General features: G+C 34.7%; 19 protein-coding genes and 2 pseudogenes. 5 read left to right on the forward strand and 16 right to left on the reverse strand.

Annotation, left to right across the window (positions count from 1 at the left end):
* Positions 1-11: 11 nt before the first annotated feature.
* From nifJ to CINF_RS02650, 15 genes and pseudogenes are all read right to left on the reverse strand, one after another.
* Positions 12-3,575 (reverse strand): pyruvate:ferredoxin (flavodoxin) oxidoreductase, encoded by a 3,564-nt coding sequence (nifJ, locus tag CINF_RS02580; protein WP_179975632.1) that lies wholly within the window; start codon positions 3,573-3,575, stop codon positions 12-14.
* A 326-nt stretch (positions 3,576-3,901) separates the two neighbouring features.
* Positions 3,902-4,042: pseudogene (locus CINF_RS02585) on the reverse strand (cytochrome d ubiquinol oxidase subunit II); the annotation flags it as partial.
* A gap of 606 nt (positions 4,043-4,648) precedes the next feature.
* Positions 4,649-5,204, reverse strand: a pseudogene (locus tag CINF_RS02590) (hypothetical protein).
* 157 nt (positions 5,205-5,361) lie between these two features.
* On the reverse strand, positions 5,362-7,176 hold the full coding sequence (locus CINF_RS02595; protein ID WP_179975633.1) for a peptidoglycan D,D-transpeptidase FtsI family protein: 1,815 nt from the start codon (positions 7,174-7,176) through the stop codon (positions 5,362-5,364).
* 48 nt (positions 7,177-7,224) lie between these two features.
* Positions 7,225-7,530: a flagellar hook-basal body complex protein FliE gene (gene fliE, locus CINF_RS02600; protein WP_240156148.1), complete on the reverse strand. Its 306-nt coding sequence runs from the start codon at positions 7,528-7,530 to the stop codon at positions 7,225-7,227.
* Positions 7,531-7,577: 47 nt separating this feature from the next.
* Positions 7,578-8,180, reverse strand: a complete 603-nt coding sequence (gene flgC, locus CINF_RS02605) for a flagellar basal body rod protein FlgC (protein ID WP_178696774.1) — start codon at positions 8,178-8,180, stop codon at positions 7,578-7,580.
* A gap of 33 nt (positions 8,181-8,213) precedes the next feature.
* Positions 8,214-8,660 carry a flagellar basal body rod protein FlgB gene (gene flgB / locus CINF_RS02610; protein WP_178696773.1) on the reverse strand — a complete coding sequence of 149 codons (447 nt, stop codon included), beginning with the start codon at positions 8,658-8,660 and terminating at the stop codon, positions 8,214-8,216.
* A 35-nt stretch (positions 8,661-8,695) separates the two neighbouring features.
* Positions 8,696-9,310 carry a thioredoxin domain-containing protein gene (locus CINF_RS02615; protein WP_179975634.1) on the reverse strand — a complete coding sequence of 205 codons (615 nt, stop codon included), beginning with the start codon at positions 9,308-9,310 and terminating at the stop codon, positions 8,696-8,698.
* Positions 9,311-9,319: 9 nt separating this feature from the next.
* Complete coding sequence (smpB, locus tag CINF_RS02620) at positions 9,320-9,778, reverse strand: SsrA-binding protein SmpB (protein ID WP_179975635.1); 459 nt, start codon at positions 9,776-9,778, stop codon at positions 9,320-9,322.
* On the reverse strand, positions 9,775-10,572 hold the full coding sequence (locus CINF_RS02625) for a 4-(cytidine 5'-diphospho)-2-C-methyl-D-erythritol kinase (RefSeq protein ID WP_240156149.1): 798 nt from the start codon (positions 10,570-10,572) through the stop codon (positions 9,775-9,777). Before CINF_RS02625 ends, smpB begins: the two co-directional genes overlap by 4 nt.
* 4 nt (positions 10,573-10,576) lie before the next feature.
* On the reverse strand, positions 10,577-10,987 hold the full coding sequence (locus CINF_RS02630; RefSeq protein ID WP_178696770.1) for a carbon storage regulator: 411 nt from the start codon (positions 10,985-10,987) through the stop codon (positions 10,577-10,579).
* Positions 10,962-11,801 carry a tRNA pseudouridine(55) synthase TruB gene (gene truB / locus CINF_RS02635; RefSeq protein WP_179975636.1) on the reverse strand — a complete coding sequence of 280 codons (840 nt, stop codon included), beginning with the start codon at positions 11,799-11,801 and terminating at the stop codon, positions 10,962-10,964. The genes CINF_RS02630 and truB overlap by 26 nt, the downstream gene beginning before the upstream one ends.
* A gap of 140 nt (positions 11,802-11,941) precedes the next feature.
* Entirely contained in the window at positions 11,942-13,987 is a 2,046-nt protein-coding gene (locus CINF_RS02640) for an ATP-dependent helicase (RefSeq protein WP_179975637.1), read from the reverse strand.
* 74 nt (positions 13,988-14,061) lie between these two features.
* Positions 14,062-14,436 carry a YbgC/FadM family acyl-CoA thioesterase gene (locus CINF_RS02645; RefSeq protein ID WP_179975638.1) on the reverse strand — a complete coding sequence of 125 codons (375 nt, stop codon included), beginning with the start codon at positions 14,434-14,436 and terminating at the stop codon, positions 14,062-14,064.
* Complete coding sequence (locus CINF_RS02650) at positions 14,436-14,921, reverse strand: DUF4149 domain-containing protein (RefSeq protein WP_178696766.1); 486 nt, start codon at positions 14,919-14,921, stop codon at positions 14,436-14,438. Before CINF_RS02650 ends, CINF_RS02645 begins: the two co-directional genes overlap by 1 nt.
* A gap of 130 nt (positions 14,922-15,051) precedes the next feature.
* On the opposite strand from CINF_RS02650, the gene CINF_RS02655 reads away from it, so the two are divergent.
* Together CINF_RS02655 and CINF_RS02660 are read left to right on the forward strand one after the other, a co-directional pair.
* Positions 15,052-16,671 carry a DUF2972 domain-containing protein gene (locus CINF_RS02655; RefSeq protein WP_179975639.1) on the forward strand — a complete coding sequence of 540 codons (1,620 nt, stop codon included), beginning with the start codon at positions 15,052-15,054 and terminating at the stop codon, positions 16,669-16,671.
* Positions 16,672-16,682: 11 nt separating this feature from the next.
* Positions 16,683-17,090, forward strand: a complete 408-nt coding sequence (locus CINF_RS02660; RefSeq protein WP_179974641.1) for a hypothetical protein — start codon at positions 16,683-16,685, stop codon at positions 17,088-17,090.
* Positions 17,091-17,139: 49 nt separating this feature from the next.
* Here the strand turns inward: CINF_RS02660 and CINF_RS02665 are convergent, their stop codons facing one another.
* Positions 17,140-17,424, reverse strand: coding sequence for a selenoprotein S family protein (locus CINF_RS02665; protein WP_179975640.1), 285 nt, complete (start codon positions 17,422-17,424; stop codon positions 17,140-17,142).
* 472 nt (positions 17,425-17,896) lie between these two features.
* Between CINF_RS02665 and CINF_RS02670 the strand changes: the two genes are divergently transcribed.
* The 3 genes from CINF_RS02670 to CINF_RS02680 all read left to right on the forward strand — a co-directional run bounded on the left by CINF_RS02670 (position 17,897) and on the right by CINF_RS02680 (position 19,705).
* Positions 17,897-18,061 carry a hypothetical protein gene (locus tag CINF_RS02670; protein ID WP_205195804.1) on the forward strand — a complete coding sequence of 55 codons (165 nt, stop codon included), beginning with the start codon at positions 17,897-17,899 and terminating at the stop codon, positions 18,059-18,061.
* 110 nt (positions 18,062-18,171) lie between these two features.
* Positions 18,172-18,912, forward strand: coding sequence for a hypothetical protein (locus CINF_RS02675; RefSeq protein WP_179975642.1), 741 nt, complete (start codon positions 18,172-18,174; stop codon positions 18,910-18,912).
* A 64-nt stretch (positions 18,913-18,976) separates the two neighbouring features.
* Positions 18,977-19,705 (forward strand): DUF2972 domain-containing protein, encoded by a 729-nt coding sequence (locus tag CINF_RS02680; RefSeq protein WP_179975643.1) that lies wholly within the window; start codon positions 18,977-18,979, stop codon positions 19,703-19,705.
* Positions 19,706-19,820 lie beyond the last annotated feature (115 nt).

A 19,820-nucleotide genomic window follows, 5' to 3' on the forward strand; every position in this document is an offset into this window, starting at 1 on the left:
AAAAATAATCCTCACTCGCCTTGCTTTTCATCACTATAATCAGCCATAGCGATGCGTTTGAGTTGTCTATAACGGCGTTGAGCGTCCTTTTTATTACGCTCGAAAAGCTCACTTGCGTGTTGTGGATTAGCTTTTTTCAAAGAATTATAACGCACCTCATTCATCAAAAACTGCTCGTAAAGCTCCCAATTAGGCTCTTTGCTTACCATAGTGAGAGGATTTTTCCCTTCTTCTTCAAGACGCGGATCAAAGGTATAAAGAGGCCAGTAGCCACATTTTGTAGCTAATTCGCCTTGCTCACCAGAGTAGCCAAGCCCACCCTTAATCCCGTGTGCGATACAAGGAGAGTAAGCTATCACCAAAGAAGGTCCCTCATAAGCCTCAGCAGCCTTTAAAACCTTAATAAGATGATTATAATTTGCACTTGAATTAACCTGTGCAACAAAAATATAACCATAAGTCATAGCAATTTGCCCTAGATCTTTTTTCTGCACAGGCTTACCAGCGGTGGCAAATTGTGCTACGGCTCCAGTGCGTGAAGATTTAGAGCTTTGACCGCCAGTATTAGAATACACTTCCGTATCCATAACTAAAATATTGACATTTTCCCCACTTGCTAAAACATGGTCAAGCCCTCCATAGCCTATATCATAAGCCCAGCCATCCCCACCAAAAATCCAGTGTGATTTTTTCATTAAAAAGCTTTTTAAATTTAAAATATCTTTAACGCCCTTGATATCTTTATGCTGCTCTAATAAAGGAACTAATTTATCGCGGATTTGCAAAGATTGCTCTCCATTGTCTTTATTAGCTATCCATTCTTTAAATAAGGCACTTATGGCATTTGGAACGGCATTGATATTTTCGTTCATGATATTTTCTATGCGTTCTCTTGTGTTTTCAGTAGCGATTTTCATACCTAAGCCAAATTCAGCATTATCTTCAAATAAAGAATTTGCCCAAGCAGGTCCGTAGCCGTTTTTCACACTCTTTCTATAAGGAGTAGATGGAGCAGAACCTCCATAAATAGAACTACAACCTGTCGCATTAGCGATAATCATTCTCTCACCAAAAAGCCTTGTAATAAGCGTAATATAAGGCGTCTCTCCACAACCCGGACAAGCGCCGTGAAATTCAAATAAAGGTTGAGCAAATTGTGCGCCTTTAACACTATCTTTACTGAAAATTTGATCTTTATATTCAATTTGCTTAAATAAATAATCGGCATTTTCTTGCTCTCCAAAGTCCATTTCTTCTTGCAAAGGCACCATTACTAAGGACTTTTCTTTAGTAGGACACTCATGCACACAAAGCTCACAGCCTGTGCAATCAAGAGGAGAAACTTGAATTTTAAAACTTAATTTCTCCCCCTTAGTCCCCTTAGCGTCTAAAGCGTGTTCTTTTACACCTCTTGGGGCTTTTGCCATTTCTTCATCATTGATTAAAAATGGACGGATAACAGCGTGAGGGCAGACAGATGCACATTGATTACACTGGATACAATTTGCTTCAATCCAGCGTGGCACCATAACGCCTACGCCTCTTTTTTCAAATTCAGTCGTGCCGTGCTCAAAGCTTCCATCTTCATAGCCCAAAAACGCCGACACGGGCAAATCATCTCCCTTAGCCGCATTCATAGGCTTGACGATTTTCTCCACAAATTCCGTGCCTTTATAGGCATTGGTTTGTTCTTTTTCTTTAAGCTCTAAATTTTTCCAATTTGGATCCACTTCAACTTTTACAAGTCCATTAGCACCTACATCAATAGCCTTGTAATTCATTTCTACAATGGCATCGCCTTTTTTACTATAAGATTTATAGGCAAGTTCTTTCATGTATTTTTGTGCATCTTCGTAAGGTATGATTTTAGCAAGTTTGAAAAAGGCTGATTGCATAATGGTATTTGTGCGGTTTCCAAGCCCTATGTCGCGGGCTAGTTTAGTAGCATTGATGATATAAAAATTCACTTCTTTTTCCGCTAAAGTTTTTTTGACAAAATCAGGAAGCTGTCTTATAGTTTCTTCAGCGTTCCAAATACTATTTAGCAAGAAAGTTCCGCCCTTACGAATTCCAGCTAAAACATCATAAATTTCCAAATAAGCCGCCACAGAACAGGCTACAAAATGAGGTGTTGAAACGAGGTAAGTGGAGCGGATAGGCTTTTTAGAAAAGCGTAAATGCGACCTTGTATAACCGCCCGATTTTTTGGAATCATAAGCAAAATAAGCTTGTGCGTAAAAATCCGTTTTATCGCCGATAATTTTAATGGAATTTTTATTTGCTCCCACAGTGCCATCAGCTCCAAGTCCGTAAAATAGGCACTCAATAGCACTTTCATCACCAAGTGCGATTTTCTCACCTGTTTTTAAAGAAGTGTGCGTTACATCGTCATTAATCCCAACCGTAAAGCCATCTTTTGGCTGCTCTTGTTTAAGATTTTCAAAAACGGCTAACATTTGCGCAGGATCAACATCCTTTGAAGAAAGTCCGTATCTTCCGCCCACTATAACAGGAGCATTTTCTCTTCCATAGAAAGCTGATTTTACATCAAGATAAAGCGGCTCACCTAAGCTTCCCGGTTCTTTTGTTCTATCTAAAACAGCGATTTTCTTCACAGATTTTGGCATAACATCAAAGAAATATTTAAGACTAAAAGGACGATAAAGATAAACTTTAAAAACGCCCACTTTCTCACCTTTTGAATTTAAATAATCTACAACCTCTTCTAAAGTTTGCGTTACTGACCCCATAGCAATCACAATGCGTTCAGGCTCTTTATGTCCGTAATATGTGAAAGGCTTATACTCTCTACCTGTGATTTTAGAAATTTCTTGCATATAGTCATTGACCACATCAGGTAAGGCATCATAAAAGCGATTTGTTAATTCTCTTGTTTGAAAATAAATATCATCATTTTGTGCTGTGCCACGCGTTTTGGGATTTTCAGGATTTAAAGAAGAATTTCTAAAAGCTAAAACTGCTTCTCTATCAAGCAAGCGGTCAAAATGTGCATAATCCATAACCTCAATTTTTTGAATTTCGTGACTCGTTCTAAATCCATCAAAAAAATGCAAAAATGGCACACGCCCTCTAATCGCCGCTAAGTGTGCCACACCAGCTAAGTCCATAGTTTCTTGCACAGAATGTGAGCAAAGCATAGCAAAGCCTATTTGTCTAGCGGCATAAATATCTTGATGATCGCCAAAGATGGATAAAGCTTGAGATGCGATCGACCTAGCTGCGACATGGATAACACAAGGAAGAAGTTGCCCTGCAATCTTATACATATTAGGAATTTTAAGTAATAAGCCTTGAGAAGCCGTATATGTAGTCGTCAAAGCACCTACTTGTAAAGAACCATGCACAGAGCCAGCTGCACCTGCTTCACTTTGCATCTCGACTAGTTTAACAGGCATACCAAATAAATTTTTCTTTCCCGCAGCCGCCCACATATCGGTATAATCAGCCATAGGAGAACTTGGAGTAATAGGATAAATTCCAGCAACCTCAGTAAAAGCATAAGCTGCATAAGCCGCCGCTTCGTTGCCTTCCATAGTTTTCATTACTTTACTCATCTTAACTTCCTTAATTTTATTTTAACTCTTAGCTTTAACTATACTACAATTTCATTAATAAAAAAATAATTGTGAAAAATTTGCTTAAAATTAAGAGAAAAATTTACTCATTACAATGGAGAATAAAAAAACCCAAGCTTTAACTTGGGTTTATTGCGATATTTTGAAAAGATTCATCTACTGTATCGTTTATTTTTCAAAATACTCTAGTCTTTTTATAATTTTTTATCTTTTTCTAATTGATTAATATTTAGCATAATGAATTTATAGCTAAGATAAATCACTAGGGGTCAAATTAATAAAAATAAAGCTTCCATTTTTTTTCCTTAATAAGCATGTTCATCGTTTGCAATTTCTTTTTTTGTGATTTTGACCCTATCCATAGCTCTTTACACATAAGCGATATAAGCCAAAACAAAAGGCACAAATAAAGAAACATAAGCCATTACACTAAGGGTATAATAACTAATTTAAAATGTAATTTTACATAAAAATACATAATTTAAAAAATAATTGTTATGTTTTTACTACAATTTAGCTTAAAAATTTTTAGCCCATTGCTAAATAAAAATTTTAACCCTATATATATACCTTAAAATTTTTTAAAAGATTACGAAATAATCGCGTTTAGAGTTAAAAATTTTTAATTAAAAATTTTATAAAATATTTAAAAAATTACGATTTCATCGTGCTTTGCGGGTATTTGAAAGTAGAAATTTGCTAGTAAAATTTTTAAAATTTGAATTGCTAGGGTTGTAGCATAATTTTTTTTGTTTTTACTACAATTTAGCTTAAAATTTTTAGTTCATTGAAAACAAATATAAATTAAATAAGTAATTATGTGGGTAAAATTTTTAAATCTTAAATCAGACTATCACCTTAAAATCAGTATTTTTAAAATATGGTTCGATTGTTGCAGGGGGGGGCAGATTTATTTTTAAATTTTATTTTTTATTATCAAAATTTTTAATTTTTTAAGTTTGTAAATTTTAATTTAGTTAAATTTATATGTTTTTTGGAAGTGTAAATTTCAATTTAGCTAATTTTAAGCTAAATTGAGAAATTTTAAAATTTTAAACGCTTAAATATCCAAGCACTAAGCAAGTAAGAACGCCAAGAGCTAAGACGATGAGTTGTGGGTTTCTATCTTTTTTAGAGGCAAAAAGCGTTATCATCAAACCAGAAAGATACAAAAACGCCAAAGCAATGCCAAAGCCAACCCCTAGCACGCTAAAATACCAGCCGCCTTTATCTTTGTGTAATAAAATCATATCACCTAATAAACTGCGCGTTGTTGTTTTGATGATTAGTGTTTGTGGGTCTTGTTGCTTGGCGTTGATACTATAATGAATGCCACCTAAGCTTATGCCACCTTGTTTTCTGTCATTTCTTAGCTTTGTGTTGCTAGGAATTTTGATGTTTTGTTCGCTAAGAATTTGAAGTAGCATTTGCTCTTCTTGGCCTTTGATTAGGGTTGCATTTACTTCGTATTGCATTTTTGTTGCAAATACATCATCTTTTATGCCAAAAATATACGCTACACCACTAATTGAATAAAGTAGTGCCACTGGCAAGAAAAAATAAGCTCACATAAATATGTGATAGACGAAAAAATTTGGTTTTGTTCATTTGAACCTCCATTAAAATAAAGCCTAAATCATACAAAAAAAGGGTGAAGTTTTTGTTAAAATTTATTAAATTTTATAAAGCTATTTTAAATTAACAAGTTACATTAAAATTGTTAGCGATTTAAAATTTATAAGGTAAAAATTTAGCAAATTTTAATCTAATCTAAAAGGTTATTTGTGCTTTGTTGTGTGTTTTGAGTTGCGTTATGGCTAGGGTTTAAATAGCCGTTTTGGATTAAAATTTCAATGCTTGATTTAAAAATCGGCAAGGCGCTTTTTGATGAAAAATAATAAGGATATGGTTTTAGCGGTTCGCGCACAAGCACGCCGATTGTGTAATTATGCCCTTCATCATCACTAGCAAAGCCAAAAAAACTTGCGTTGTAAAGTTTTTTGCTATATCCGCCTTGGGCTGCGATGTGCGCTGTGCCTGTTTTGCCACCTATGTGAAGGCCTGGGATATTTGCTGCTTGTGCTGTGCCTTGCGGGCTTTGGACGACTTTTTGGAGTATTTTTTTGAGTGTTTTGGCTGTGTTTGTGCTTAGTATGTTCGTTTGTTCGGCGGTTTGGATTTGGTATTTTTTGCCATCTTTTTGTAAATGCGATGCGATGCGCGGGGTTAGCATTATGCCGTTATTATTGATGGTATTATAAGCGTTTAAGACTTGCATAAATGTGGCTTGAATGCCATAGCCATAGCTTAGCGTGGCTTTATTGCTTTTGATGCGTAAATTACGCAAGTTAGGTATTTTGCCGACTTGTTCATAGCTTAAATCCACGCCTGTTTTTTTAGCAAAACCAAAATCGCTAAGACCTGAGAGAATTGAAATATCATCTAGCCTAGAAATTAGCTCAACCATACCGATATTTGAGCTTTGAACTATAACATTTTCAGCACTTAAAAAGTCGTTTTTATGCGTATCTGTAACGGTGTGTGTGCCTATTTTGTATTTGCCTCCGTGCGTGTTTATTATGTCGTGGGGATGGACTTTATTATTTTGTAATAAAAGCGCAAAAATTATAGGCTTAAATACTGAGCCGATTTCATAGGCGTATTCGCTAGCGGTGGAGTTTAGGGCGCTATAATTTTGCTTGGTTATGGCATTTGGTGTGTAGCGCGCGCTTGAAACTAGGGCGATTATCTTACCGCTGTTTGCTTCCATCACAGCAATTACTACTTCTTTTGCCATTAAAAATTCGCGCCTTTCATCGGCTAATTTTTCTAATAATTTTTGTAATTTTAGTGGTATGTTTAATACGACATCATAGCCATCAATGCGTGTTTTATCCCTTGAATCGCCCGATAAAATAACCGTGTTAGCAAGATCTCTTGGGCCTATTATTAGTTCATCTTGTGTGGCTGAGAGGTATTCTTCATAAACTTGTTCTATGCCTTTTACGCCTTGAACTTTTGTGAAGGTGTCTTTATCGATTTTACGCACATAGCCAAGTGCTGGGGTTAGAGTATCTTTTGCTATATAAATGCGCCTTTCGCCACTTTCTTGAATGTTTAATCCTTGCGTGCTTACAGAGCCTGTTTTTGGGTCTTGATAAGGGATGAAAACATTTTTTTTGTTTAATTTTCTGGCTAATTCTTTTAAGTGCGCTGCGCTTTTTGAGGTGATTTGATATGAAAGAGTAACCACGCCATTTTTTTGTAAAATTTTACGGACATTTTTAGGATCATCGCCACTATAAAGTGAATATAAGCTAATAAAAAGCTCTTTTTTGTTTGGATCGATATTGCGTGTATTTACCGTGGCTTTGTAGAGTTTTTGATTGTTTGCTATGCTAAATCCATCGGCTGTTATTATGCTACCACGAAGCGCAGAATCAAAATCCGAGCTTAAAAGCCGCGGTAAGTTTCTATCTAGCGTAACCCGGTAAAATAAAAAAACTAAAAATATAATAGTAAAAAATAAAATGCCCAAAAACAAAAGATAAACGCTATTTTGGCTTTTTGTAGTATCCATTTTTATAGATTTACCCTTTGTTAGGTTTTTTGTATTGCTCACTTTAAATTATAATTGCGTTCTAGCGATTTCTTTGTAAGAGCTTATGGCTTTGTTGCGAATTTCTAGCATTAGTTTCATACTGGTTTCTGCTTTGCCAATGGCGATTGCTGCTTGGTGTAAATCAGTGATTTGCCCTGTGGCAAGATCGGCTACTGCTTTATCTGCTGCTATTTGCGTGTCGTTTAATTCGCCGATAGCTTTTTTAAATACTTCGCCAAAATCTTTATCGCTATTTTCGATTTTTTGAGTTTGTTTGGTTTTAGCATTTTCACTAATGCTTGAAATTTGACTTGTTAGTTTTGAAATTTCCATATTTTGCCTTGTATTTTTCATAGAATTATAACCAAATTTTATTAATATTAACTTCTCATCATTTCAAGTGCTGATGTTGCAATATTTTTAGCACTTTGAAAGGCTGCGACATTTGCTTGATATGCTCTTGTTGCTTCTATCATATCTGCCATTTCTATTACTGGGTTTATGTTTGGCATCATAATGTAGCCTTTTTCATCGGCATCTGGGTGATGTGGATCATATTTCATTATAAAATCGCTATCATCGCGCACTACTTTATCTACTACAACGCCCATAATAGCTGGCTTTGGGAATTGTGGTGCGTCAGGATCATCTAAGGGATTTTCGTTTTCTAAATAATCATAATTAGCACCTTTTAACACCTTTTGATTTAATGCTTTATTCATTTCATTATCTATTAGCGCATTCATATTTATGGCGTTTGCGTTATTGTTTAATTCATCGATGCCATTATTTTCTTTAAGTTTGGCGTTTAATTGCGCGCTAAAATCCACTGCCTTAAATATTACTTCGCGCCTACGATATGGCCCGCCCTCAGCCGTGCGTGTGGTGTTTGCGTTGGCTATATTTGAGCTAATTAAATTCATTCTAAATCGTTGCGCACTTAGTCCATAACCGCTAATGTCAAAATCGCTTAAAAATGCCATAATTTATCCTTATTTAATTTAAAATTTTAAAATTTACGAACTTCTACTGCTTGATTCAATCACGCTATTAAATATCCCGCCTAGCTTTTTGCTAGCAAGATCAAGTGCTTGTATCATTAGGGAATTTTTAGATAATTCGCTAGTTTCTATATCTAAATCCACGGTGTTTGCATCGTTTCTTGCCATATGCCCATCGCGCAAAAATATAGTGGCGTTTTGTATGCTTGGAAACTCTATGGCGCCAAAATGCTTTGGATTTGTTTTGGCTAGTTCTAATTTTGGCTCTTTTGGGGCGTTTTGGCCGTAAATTTCATTTTTTTTGCTTACAAGAGCGGTTTGAAAATCCACATCTTTTGCGCGGTAAAATGGCGTGTCGATATTTGCTATATTACTAGCGATTAAATTTTGCCTTAAAACGCGCGCTTGCGTAGCTTCTACAACTAAGGCTTTTGATTTATTTGGGCTAAAACCTGCAAACATTTTAATCCTTTATTTTTGGCTTTTTAAAGCAAATTTTATTCCATATTATTTTTAAAATTTTCTATATCTTTTGCGATGATATCTGTGCTAACTTCGCCTAAATAATACAAAGCCTTTTTGCCGCCGCGCTCGCCTAAATTATCGCTTAGCATTTGATAAACGCCATCTTTTAATACCACTTTAAATGGAATTTCAAGAGCGTTTTTGTATTCTATATCGCGCAAGATTTGTGCGATTATATCGGCGTTTTGGCTTGAATTAGATATAAAATAATAAGCGTTATATTTTTTTGCAAAATTTTCTATTATTGCTTCATCGCTGATTTTTTCAAAATGAATCAAACCAATAATCATAAACTTATCTTGGTTTTTTAGCTGATAATCCATTAAATGCGGTGCTTCTTTTTTACACGGCGCACAATATGTGCCAAAAATGTCAAACATTATGATTTTATCGCTATTTGCTAGTTTAAAGCCCCTTGGCGTTCTAATTAATTTAATGTTTGCTTGGCTAATGCTTTTTAGCTCTATAATTTCATTTTCCTTAAAAACTCTTGGCGGCGATGAATGTAGCGTGCTTTGCTCGCTATTTTCACAAGCTAAAAAAAATGTAAAAATTCCTAAAAATATCAATGATTTTAAAATTTTCATTTTTATCCTTTATTTGTGTTTGGCTTCGCTTAGGGCGCGTTTTGCGTCTAGGTCGGCTTGTTTTTTCTTTAAAGTTTCGCGCTTGTCGTGCAGGTTTTTGCCTTTGGCAAGGGCGATTTTAGCTTTTAGGCGATTTTTTGAGTTTAAATATAAGCTAAGAACGACAAGCGTGTAGCCATCTGTGCTTACTGCGCCTAAGAGTTTATCAATTTCTTTGCGGTGCATTAAAAGCTTGCGCGGGGCTTTTTCATCAGGCCTAAAATGCGCGTTTGTCGTGCCTAGATAGCTGATGTGCGCGCCTAGTAAAAATAATTCACCTTTGATTATGCGCACAAAACTATCTTTTAAATTACCTCTGCCTGCACGCAGACTTTTTATCTCGCTACCTTTTAAAACCACGCCTGCTTCGTAATCTTTAATGATTGTAAAATCGTGGTATGCTTTTTTATTTTGTATTAAAATTTTCATTTTTTATCTTTTAGTTTAAACTTTGCTGAGCCTGAGCCACTTAAAAACTCATCATCGCTGATTTGTAAGCTAGGATATAATGTAAGCGCTGGTGCTAAGAGGTCGTTTAGCTCGTAGTTTTGGTAATTATTTAAAATTTGCGTGCTTGTTTTGGTGCTTAAAAATTTAGCCAAATTTATATCTTTGTGAAAATTATTTGCATCATAGGCCATATAAACCTTTGGAGTAGAGCAAAAAACAGAGCTTAAAAGTAGCTCTAAGCTTGGAATTTCATCATCAAAGGCATTTAAAATTTCGCCAAAACCACTTACATTCGCGCTTTGTAAAGAGCTGGTAAAAAAGCTCACATCAGCACCGATCGTGGCTGAAATTTTTAATAATTCATCACTTTTTAAGTTTAGGTTTAGCTCTTTATTTATTAGCGTTAAAAACGCGCTAGCATCGCTGCTTGCGCCGCCAAGACCAGCACCGCTTGGGATATTTTTTATTAAATAAATTTGCTTGCTTTTAAAAAATTCATCTAATTTTTGCCTAAAACCAGCCTTACACAGCTTTTCATAAGCTTTAAAAATTAAATTATCTGCAATTTGATTATCATAAATCAAGCCATTTTCATCTAATTTATCAATGATAAAAAGTTCATCATAAAGCCTAGCAAAACGCACAAAACGCGAGCTTAGAGCGTGATAGCCTTTATAAGAGCCAGATTTTATAATATCAGTTATTTTTAAAAAAATATTTATTTTAGCCGGAGCTTGTATTTTAGCGATTATGTGCGGGTTAATTTTATTCATTTTGCTAGCTTAGTAGGTATTTTTTTAGCCGAAAAAGACTTATAAATTTTTCTAAAATACTTAAATTTTCATTTTTGTTTGTCAGGGCGGCTTGTTCGTTTTGTTTGGTTATTTCGTTTGTAAGGTTTATGCGAAGGTTTTGGCTGTGTTTTTTGGGCATTTTTAGCGTCATAATGGCAGAGTTGCTAAGATTAAAATTTGTGTTTTGGCAATTTAATTTTAGTGTGGATATGGCATTTGTTTGTTCGTGGTTTTTGGATTTGGCAAGATTATTGTCTAAATCAAAGCGTTGGATTTTAAAATTTGGCGCATCGATGCCGAATTTTACGCTATTGTTATTGATTTTTACCACGCTAATTTTTATGTTGTCGCCAATTTTTATGCCTTGATTAATCTTGCGCACAATCCACAACATTGCTTATCCTATTTAATTTATATTTAACTTCGCCATTAAAAATTTCAATTATACTAAAAAAATCATCAAATGCTATGAGATAAAGCCCATTTTTTTGCTCTTTGAAATTTTGAATTTTTAGCTTTTTGCCAAGGGCTATGTCGCTTTCATCGCCCAAGTATTCGTTTTTATTAAGCTTTAAAAAATCTAGCGGATTGAGTGCTTTTTCATTTTCATAAAAAAAATCTCCCTCGCTAATGCGTTTTAATGCGCTAAGCGTGGCATCGCAATTTAATTTTTTAGCCAGCAGCTCGGCCCAAGATCTTGCGTATCCGCCATGGCTTAATTTTAAGCTAATTGTTAAAAATGGATGAGAATAATTTAAAATTTGGGCGCTAAATACTTGCATTTTTTGAGTTTTTAGCTCAAAATCTATGCCCTTTCTAGCTAAATCATATGCGCGCGCGCCATTTATGTGCTTTGCGCTGTATTTTGGGGGAGTAAATTCTATTTCGCCTATTAATTGATTAGTAAAATTTTGTAAATCTTTAAGCAAAAATGGCTCTAAAATACTGATTTTTTCGATATTTGCATTATCTAAGCTAGCACTTTTTGCCCCTAGCCAAATCGTAGCTTCATAGCATTTTGGGGCTTGGTTTATGTAGTTAAATAATTTTGTATAAGCCCCAAAAGCGATGATTAAACAACCGCTCGCAAAAGGATCCAGCGTGCCTGAAAAGCCCGCACTTTTTACTTTGTATTTTTTCTTTAATTGCCCTAAAAATCGGTTTGAGCTGATGTTTATGGGTTTATTTGCGACAAAAAGTCTATTCATTATTTACTCATTATTAAATTTTAATTAAAATTTATTGCTTGGCTTAAAGGCGCGCTAAAATAAATATTTAAAAGCTGTAAATTTTAATAAAAAGAAATTGATAAATTTTGCTGATTTTAAGGCTGTGGCGTGCTGAAATTTTAAACTTTTTGCACATACCCGCTCATAATTTCTTTGATATTACCGCCAAAATTGATTTTAAGCTTAAAATCGCTTTTTATTTGCGTTGCTTCAAGCACTCTGCCGATGCCAAAAATTTTGTGGGTTACTAAATCTCCGCGCTTAAATTCTTTCGTGCTTTCAAGCATTAATTTTCCATCGCTTAGCCCAGATTCAGCCAAAAAGCGCGATTTTTCGGTGCGCAAGGCTTTGCCTCTAAGAAGTCTGCTATTTGTAAAGCTTAGATTTAAATCGCTTTTTGCCCTTGTGATGGCTACATAAGCAAGGCGGCGCTCTTCTTCTATATCGGTTTCATCGCCTGTAAGCGGGAAAATGCCCTCTTCAAGCCCAATTATAAACAAATGCTCAAACTCCAAGCCCTTGCTAGCATGCACGCTCATTAACGATATAGCTTCATTTGTGATATTATCTTGATCGCTTGTAAGGGCGATATCGTTTAAAAAATCCTCTAAACTAAAATTTTGATTTTCTTGTATTTTTTCTAACAACGAGCCATAAAATTCGTCTATATTTGAGCTTCTATCATTGCCATCTGGCATATTTTGGTAGTATTCTTTAAGGTTGATTTTATCTTGTAGCTCTTGTATTAGCTCGCAAGGTTCTAATTTACAAAGCGTTTGTATATCGCTTACAAACTCACTTAATGCGCTAAAAACTTTCTTGCCTAAGAGATTTTCATCCATTAAGCTTAGAGCATCATATAAGCTTAATTTGCGCTCATAAGCGAATTTTTGTAGCTTAGCAAGCCCAACGGCTCCAAGACCTCGTTTTGGTTTATTTATAATCCGCTCTAAGCTAAAATCATCGCGCGGGTTTAGGATTAGCCTTAAATAGCTAATTATATCCTTAACCTCAGCCCTTTCATAAAATTTCATTCCGCCAACGATTTTATATGGTATCCCAAAGCTAAGCAAACCCTCTTCAAGCGCACGCGAGAGAGCATTTATGCGGTAAAGCACGGCGATCTCTCCGGCATTTTTGCCCATTTTTAATAACTCGCTGATTTTTTTAGCTACATTTACGGCTTCGGTTTTTTCATCTTTACATTCTATTATTTGTATATCTTGGTTTTGGCTTTTTGTGCTAATTAGCCTTTTGCCTAGGCGGTTTCTGTTGTGATCTATTAACTCATTTGCAGCGCATAAAATATTTGCGTTGGATCTGTAATTTTCTTCAAGTTTTACTATTTTTACATTTTTAAATTGCTCTTTAAAATCTAAAATATTTTCGATTTTTGCTCCACGCCAGCCGTAAATGCTTTGGTCATCATCGCCAACTACTACTAAATTTTCGTGCATCAAGCAAAGCTTGCGAAGTAGCTTGTATTGAAGTTCGTTTGTGTCTTGGTATTCATCTACCATTATGTATTGGTAGCGTTTTGAAATTTGCTCACAAAGATCTTTGTTTTGCTCTAAAATTTTGTAAGTTAATGCTAGCAAATCATCAAAATCTACTAAATTATTCGCATTTAGCATATCATCGTAAGCCTTATAGGCCTTAGCGATTTTTTCATAATCTGCTTTTGAGCCTATTAAGCCTGGATTTACTGAGCTTTGTAAAACCTGCTCAGGACTTAAAAGCATATTTTTATAGCGTGAAATTTCATTTGCTATGATGGCTGATTGCACGCTAGATTCTAAATCTTTAATGATTTTTCTTTTATCATCGGTGTCGATTATTACAAAATTATTTGCTCTGCCTAATTCGCTCATGTAAAGCTTTAAAAATAATAAGCCAAACTTATGAAAGGTGCAAAGCAAGGGATAATTTTGTGATGGGCCTATTAAATTTAGGGCTTTTGCGCGCATTTGCATTGCGGCTTTGTTTGTAAAGGTTAGAGTTAGTGTGCTTAGCGGATCTATGCCAATCTCGCTTATTAAATACGCTAGGCGCGTGGTTATTGTGGTTGTTTTGCCACTACCTGCACCAGCTAGTATTAGCATAGGACCATCAATGTGAGTAGCGGCTTGTTTTTGGGCGTTATTTAGGCTATCAAGGATATTCATTTTGTAATCTTTATGTGAAAAATAGGCTAAATTATAGCTTAAAAAGCTTACATAAAGCTTGGTGTTTTTGGAATTTAAGTGATATTTGCTAAAAGTTGCTTGGTTTTTTCATTCATTTTGCTTGGTTTATTGTGGCTTAAATGCGCTATATTAATATCTGCGCTAAATAACAATTCATTTTCGCGCCAAATTTCTTGGTGTAAAAGTGCGCTTGCATTTTTGAGTTCTACACATTTGGTTTTAATATCTAAAATATCGCCTAGTTTTGCGCTTTTAATAAATTTTGCCTTAATATCCCTAACGACAAAGCAAAATCCATCATTAAAGGGCTGAGAGTTTAGCGTGCTAAATACATACTCACTTCTAGCGCGCTCGCAAAATTTTAAATAATTTGAATGATAAACTATCCCGCCAGCATCGGTATCATCATAATAAACGCGCATTTTCATCATTTGCCCTTAAAGCTAAGGCTGGCATTAAAACGCAAGAAAAATAATAAAGCCTGAGCTATAAGCATTATTTTCATTGTTATTTCACTCGCACTATGAACAGCGGCAAATTTTTCATCTATGCCATCAACGCCTAGCTTGCTAGCTTCAATAATATAAGGCGTAAAATAAAAAGCAAACAAACCAGCCAAGCTTGCAAAAATCACACTTAGCATTAGGGTGCTAAATTTTAATTTAAAATTTGCTGTTTTAGGATACAGCGCGATTTCACTTATTAAAGCTAGCCCAGCAGCTACTAGCATTAAATAATTTCCCTTTATAAAAACTTGCGTCATTAAAAGCCCGCTTTCAAATGTGCTAAGGGTAGTTTCATCTATATAAAGAGCAGCCCTAAAAATCACCGGCGCGACAAAAGCCCCAGCACAAATCTGCGCGCCGATATTTAGCGCAAGCACAAATAAATATATATTTAATAAAATTTTCATTTTTATTCCTTGTGATTGATTTAAAATTTGGGCGTAATTTTATAAAAAATTATTTATTTTGAGGTAAATTTATGAAAAATATCTAAAATATAGTTACAATTTAATTTTTAATAAAATCACAAGGATTAAAATGCAAGATGAAATTTTAAAATTTTACGAGCTTAGCAAGGCAAAAGTTTGCGATGAAACCACCCAGCTTTTTATCAATTTAGCCCCACAAATACGAGCTTGGCTTAGCAGCGATGAGTTTAGGCAAAATTACTCACACCTTACTTATGCGCCTTTATTAAACCCAAAAAATATAAATTATGAAACAAGCGAGCCAGAGCTTTGTTTTATTTTAAATATTCCCTTGCCGCCTTTTTTTGATTTTTTTATTTTTGGCTCGCATGGGGTTAGTTTAGAAAGTGCGGTGCCTGGATTTTTAAAGCTTTGTGGGTGTAAATGCGTAGCGCGCGATGGCGAAGATGAAGCAGAGTTTATGTATATTTCTTATTTTAAGCGTTTGGTGCTAGCAAATAAAGCTAAGCAAAATAATGAATGCGTAAGCGTAGCGCTTTTAATAGCTGATTTTATCCAAGATGAATTAAGCGATAAATTTTATGCTCTTGTGCCTCGCGCTAAGACCTTATACATCGTGCGCGATCCTATAACCAATCTCAAAACGCTTTGTAATTTAGAACAACAAGTAGGCGACACAGACGCTAACGATGATGATTTTAGCGAAATTTCAAGCGAATTTGACGAAACCATAAAAACAGCAAAACGCAAAGCGCGCAAGCATTTAGCTTATAGATTTAGTGCTGATCCTTATATTTTAAGCAAGGATTTAATTCAATATTCATTAGAAGTTGATGGTAGCTTAAATATCGGTGCTAGCGCGCCAAGTGCTGATGTGGCAGGGCTTTGGATGCGTGAGTTGTATCAATGCTTTCATGATGGAATGCTTTTTAATGCCTTAATAAATATAAATCAAGTTGATATTTTAATTAAAAAAACAGAGGATTTAATAGGCAAAAACGCTATGCCTACAATGTGCGAGCTTGCTAGGCATTTTGGCTTTTTAGAGCCAAAACCAAGCGATGAATGGTTGTTTAATTTGCGCGTTAGTGATTATAAGGCGCTTTTGCCAGCAACCTTGCTAGCAAATGCTAATGAAAGCTTATATAATGAAAATTCGCTTGGGGGGGGGGGCAAGCATATTAAGCAAAATTTAAGTAAAACCCAGCAAAAAGAAAATAAAGTTTTTTTAATAGATGAAAATGAGTTTTTGCCCGTTTTTATTCATAGTGTTTTTATGGATAATTCAGCCTTTGTTGATATTAGCGAGCTTTTTGAAATTTCAAAGCTTTTTTGCGTTTTGCTAAGCGATAGCTCAGATGCTATGCGCGCAAAAGATGAAAAAATGCTAGCAAAACTGCGCCCTTATATAAAAGAGCTTTGTGCTTGCTTAGAAAAGCAAAGCCAAATCCAAAAAGCCAAAAAAATAAGCGAAAATGATATTTTAGAATATTTTAAAACGCACGAGCAAGAGCGAATGATGTTTTATGGGCTTTTAAAGCAACATTTGCGCGTATTAGGCGCTCTAAGGCCTGATATATTGGCTGGTTATAAATACTATCAGCAATTTTTAAGCTTATGCGAACAAGATAAAGATAAAAACGAATATCGCTTGATTAAAGGGGCGAATAATCGCTATATTTATGCTTTATTTAGCAAAGAACGACTAAGACAGCTTGGTCAAAATTAAAGGAAATAAAAATGTATGAGTTTGCCTGCGCTAATCTTTCATATCCGCAAAGATACAGCTACACGCCTTTTGGCGGACTAAAATTTTTAAATGAATACGCAAATTGTCGCTTGGAATTTTTAGAAAAAATAAAAAAGTTAAAATGTTCAAACAAAAACGAAATTTTAAGCAAAAGCAAAAATTATAATTTTGAATTAGAATTAAAATTTTTTGAAGTTCATAAAAGGCTTTTTGAAAAATACGAGCTTGCTTATAATTTACGCAAAGAGCGTATTTTAAGGGCTAAAAGCAAGGATTTTAATAATTCTAAAAAATCCATCAGTTTTCCTGATGGACAAAATTATAATATAGATAAGTTAGAGGATATTTACAAATACGGAACTGACATTATCAAAGCCTTTGAAAGTAAAAAGTGCTAAGCTAAAAGCTAATTTAAAACGAAGTGAGCAAAAGCCCTAAATCTAGGGCTTAAATGAGAATATCTAGCTTGAGGCCGATTTTAGAATAAGTTGCCTCTACTACATTAATCATCTTAGCGTTTTCAACACCTTCTTCATTTTGAAAGAGCGTAGCCTTTGTGGATTTGATACTTAGATACTCTTCGCTATATTCTATACTTATAGCCTTTTTCTCTTCTTCTTTTTGCCTTAACCTTTCTTTTTCTAGGGCAACTTGAGCAAAATCAAGGGCTGGCTTTCCGAAAAATTTAAGCCTTGTATCGATAAGCTTACCGCAAACTTCTATAAGTGCCATTTTTAGCTCACCAACGACACAAGCCAAAAGCTTTGCAAGCTACTTGCTGATAAATGTGCTGATTACCTATTTGATAAGCTTTATAATGCCCAGGAGGATAAGCCTTACAACCTAAATAATAGACATTTCTATCCTCAAACTCATCGCTAGAAAATTTATTTGTAAAAGCAAATGCACCTAAACATACTGATGAAAAAAGAAACTTTTTAATCTCTGCCTCCTTATGAAATAAATTCTTTAAGATATTATGCAGATATTCTGTAAAACACATCGGCAAATTTTTAAAAAACTTTAGTCTTTTTGCAAATTTTGCATAAAACGCATTTTAAATTCGCATCCTTGTCCAAGTTCGCTTTTAAGCTCTATGCTTGCTTTATGAAGTTTTAAGTATCCAAATGCCAGTGCTTGCGAGTTTTGGGCAAGAGAAATTACGCAAGGATTTCACGATGGCACCTTGCCTGCTTTTAGGGGTTTGATTACTTGTTATTATGAAATTTTAGAGCTTGGGCGCATAGGGGTTTGTGCGATGTTTTTAAAAGCTAAGCTTGATTTGGGCGAAATTTTAATCCAAAGGCATTTTAGCATTCAAAATTTACAAGCCTTGCGCGCTAAAAAACTTAAAAAAACCCAAAATTAAAAGAGCCCTTTTACAAAATTCACCCCGTGCTAAAAAATATCGCTATTTTAAAGCTTTGTGCTAGCTAAAAGCTGATAAAATGCAAATATTTTTTAATAATAAGGATTAAAATGCAAGATGAAATTTTAAAATTTTACGAGCTTAGCAAGGCAAAAGTTTGCGATGAAACCACCCAGCTTTTTATCAATTTAGCCCCACAAATACGAGCTTGGCTTAGCAGCGATGAGTTTAGGCAAAATTACTCACACCTTACTTATGCGCCTTTATTAAACCCAAAAAATATAAATTATGAAACAAGCGAGCCAGAGCTTTGTTTTATTTTAAATATTCCCTTGCCGCCTTTTTATGATTTTATGATGTTTGGCTCGCACGGGACTGGCTTTGCGGCTATCCCAAAACTGCTAAAATTATGCGCTTGCGGTGATGCTAGCAGAGATGGAGAGCAAGAAAGTTTTAGGATTTATGAGAGTTTATTTGAGCAATTGCTTAAACAAAACGAGCTTAAAAAACAAGGCAAAATTAAGGCTATATCGCTAAATATTTGTGATTTTGCCTTAGATGAGGATAATGAAAAATTGTATTCTTTAATGCCTGCAAAATGCGCTTTGCATATAGTGCGCGATCCTATTAGTATTTTAAAGGCTTTGTGTAATTTACAAACGCCAAAAGAGCATTGCGATGAAGAAGCTGATTTTACCAGCTTAGATCAAAACGATAAAATGGTACAAAAAATTAAAAGAATAGGCAAAAAAACGCTTGCTTATACGCTAGATGTAGATCCTTATGAAATTTTAAAAGATAAAGTGCTTTATAGAATCAACACGCAAAATAGCAGGGGGGGGACACTTTAAGTATCCAAATGCCAGTGCTTGCGAGTTTTGGGCAAGAGAAATTACACAAGGATTTCACGATGGCTTGCTAGCAAAAGCCTTGGTTAGAGTAGAAAATATTCGCATAATGCAAACAGATGATTTTATGGGCAAAAAGGCATTTTCTACTTTGGAAGCACTAAGTGCTGAGTTTGGTTTTAATAAACCAGATGATAGCTTATTAGAGCTTTTTAAAGCCAGAGTGAGTGATTTAAAATGCTTTATCCCAGCTTATATTTTATTAAATCAAAATAATTTACAAAAAGACAATAAGGTACAAATGCTAGGATTTGATGAAATTTTAAGCGTGAAATTAAGCACGAAATTTGAGTGTGAGTTAGATGAGATTGTTGTAGATGGCTTTGCTTTGCCAAGTCCTTTTGTGCTTGTTGCAAATAGCATAAATGATATAGAAAAATTACATCACGCAAGCATAAAAGCACCTTTACAAGAGTATTTGACAAAGCTAACAAAGGCGATTTTAGATCAAGTAAAAACAGAAGATGCTAAAAAAATCACCCAAGAAGATATTTTAGAATATTTTAAACAAAATAAGCAAAGCGCAATGCTATTTGATGGGCTTTTAACCCAGCATTTAAGGCCGCTAAGCAACAATAATGATTTAATTAATTCGTGGGGATATTATAAAGAATTTGAAAAAATCATTAGCGCACATTATGAAAATGACGATACGCGGTTTAGATTGTGCCGTAAAAATGATGATAAAAGCTATGTGTTTATGAAATTTAAAAAAGACGATTTAAAAGGCCTGTGATTAAAATTTTAAAATTATTTTGCTTTGAAAATAAAAATAAGCAAAAGCTTGAAAACAAAAATCAGCAAAAAGCGGGCAATTTGGCCTCGCTTTTTATAACGAGACCAAAATTTTA

The sequence above is a fragment of the Candidatus Campylobacter infans genome, assembly GCF_013416015.1.
Taxonomy (GTDB): domain Bacteria; phylum Campylobacterota; class Campylobacteria; order Campylobacterales; family Campylobacteraceae; genus Campylobacter; species Campylobacter infans.